The sequence below is a fragment of the Muribacter muris genome, assembly GCF_001038205.1.
Classification (GTDB): Bacteria; Pseudomonadota; Gammaproteobacteria; order Enterobacterales; family Pasteurellaceae; genus Muribacter; species Muribacter muris.
Genome location: NZ_JWIZ01000110.1, coordinates 1 through 1,577, shown reverse-complemented (window position 1 = coordinate 1,577; position 1,577 = coordinate 1). Strand labels below are relative to the sequence as shown.

Genomic DNA, 1,577 nt, shown 5'->3' with positions numbered 1-1,577 from the left:
TCCTCCGAGCCAAATGGCTTGGGGCTTTTATGCTTGTAACGCAAAAGTGAACTGTATATTCCTTAGCTGAAAGGAAAGGTAGGGATGCCACGCCGGCGTCCGTTAAATCCATACGATAATCCATAACGTTTTCAATAGATTAGAAGAAACGGACGCCGGCGTGGCGTCCTTACGATTATTTTATTGTATTTATTTTAAGCTGAATTTTTTCATCACTATCTCACCGCATTCACGGTTATTTACCGAATTTTTTACCGCATTTTAGTTCCCCTCTTTTAGCTCATTCTCTCTTTAAATTCCCATATCCAATCCACTACAAGCGGTTGATTTTAGGCATAATTTTGCAAAAACCAACTATTGTACAATAGTTTTGCTTTTCTCTTGCAGAGAAAAGCGATAAGGAACCCTGCAGAAACCAGATTCAGATAGTGTTATATCGCTTAAGTTATTTTTGTAGGTATGATTTTTTATTTAATGAGAGGGAAATTCTATGATTTATTCCATTGAATATAGTTATAAAGATCAAGCGACTACCAAAAGTTTTCATTTTGTTGAAGCGGAAAATGAACAACTAGCGGTATTTCGTGCTGTTGGTTATATTGCCCAACAACTTTACTTTCGCTTTGGCAACGAAGTCAATTTTAAGATTGAAAAAATTGAGTTAGTGAAGGCGTAAAATGAAATGGCTCAAACCGGTAATGATTGCAGTCGTTTAGGGAAGTGCTATTTCTGCACAGGCAGAAACCGCAGAGGCGCTCTTTGAACAGGCAGAAAAGGCTTATAATGAATATAAGGGACTTGATTTTAGTATTGCTGTTCCTGAGTATACACGTGTTGTTAATAAGGCGGTTAGTTTACTTGAAGAGAGTGTGAAATTATATGAGGCTTCTCTAAAAGAAGGCTATTCTCAAGCGGAGCCGGCTTTATTGGCTGCAAAATCAAGCTTATTCAAAGTCTATTTTTTTAGAAATGGAAGTGTTTCATGTTTTAAGTTCAAGCCTTTAACGATCGAGCTTTCGGAACAAAATACTGATATTGAGACAAAAGCACTTGCCTTGCGGGCTTTGGGGGAGTTTTCCAGCTATGGTAAATGTTCCCGTGAGAATGACCTAGCAGCCCTTGAGTTTTATGGCCAATCCTGTGATTTAGGCAATAGTGAAGGCTGTGCTCTATATTCTTTGCGAAAGAAGATGTTACAAAATAAAAACCGGTAACCCCACAGATTAACAATTAAAATCCCTTCATTTATTGACGGGATTTTTTGTATAAAGTTAGTTAAAACTGACCGCTTGCTTAGTATTATTTGCATACTATTTCGTTATAAGCGGTAAGTTATTGTAAGCCCAAAAGAATGTTGTTGAGATATTGTGTAGCAACTGTATCCCCCAAACGCTTGGAAAGAGACATATTCGTTAATTAAACAGCCAGAGGCTGCCACGGTGAGCCATCACGGATGATGGCGTTAATCACGGTCAAAAGTTTACACATACAGGCATTAAGTGCCACTTTAAGGGGCTTGCCTTTTGCCCGTAGGCGTTCATAAAATGCGTTGAACTTGGGTTCGTGTTGTCGGGCGA

General features: G+C 38.7%; 2 protein-coding genes. Both read left to right on the top strand.

Going from position 1 to position 1,577, the window contains the following annotated elements; all coding sequences use genetic code 11:
• Nucleotides 1-490 precede the first annotated feature (490 nt).
• Entirely contained in the window at nucleotides 491-676 is a 186-nt protein-coding gene (locus RO21_RS11805) for a hypothetical protein (RefSeq protein WP_047977980.1), read from the top strand.
• 193 nt (nucleotides 677-869) lie between these two features.
• Complete coding sequence (locus RO21_RS11800) at nucleotides 870-1,214, top strand: hypothetical protein (protein ID WP_047977979.1); 345 nt, start codon at nucleotides 870-872, stop codon at nucleotides 1,212-1,214.
• The last annotated feature ends 363 nt before the right edge of the window (nucleotides 1,215-1,577 follow it).

Coding starts and splice junctions, on each gene's coding strand:
- RO21_RS11805 (WP_047977980.1), top strand. CDS start 491: ATGATTTATTCCATTGAATATAGTTATAAAGATCAAGCGACTACCAAA.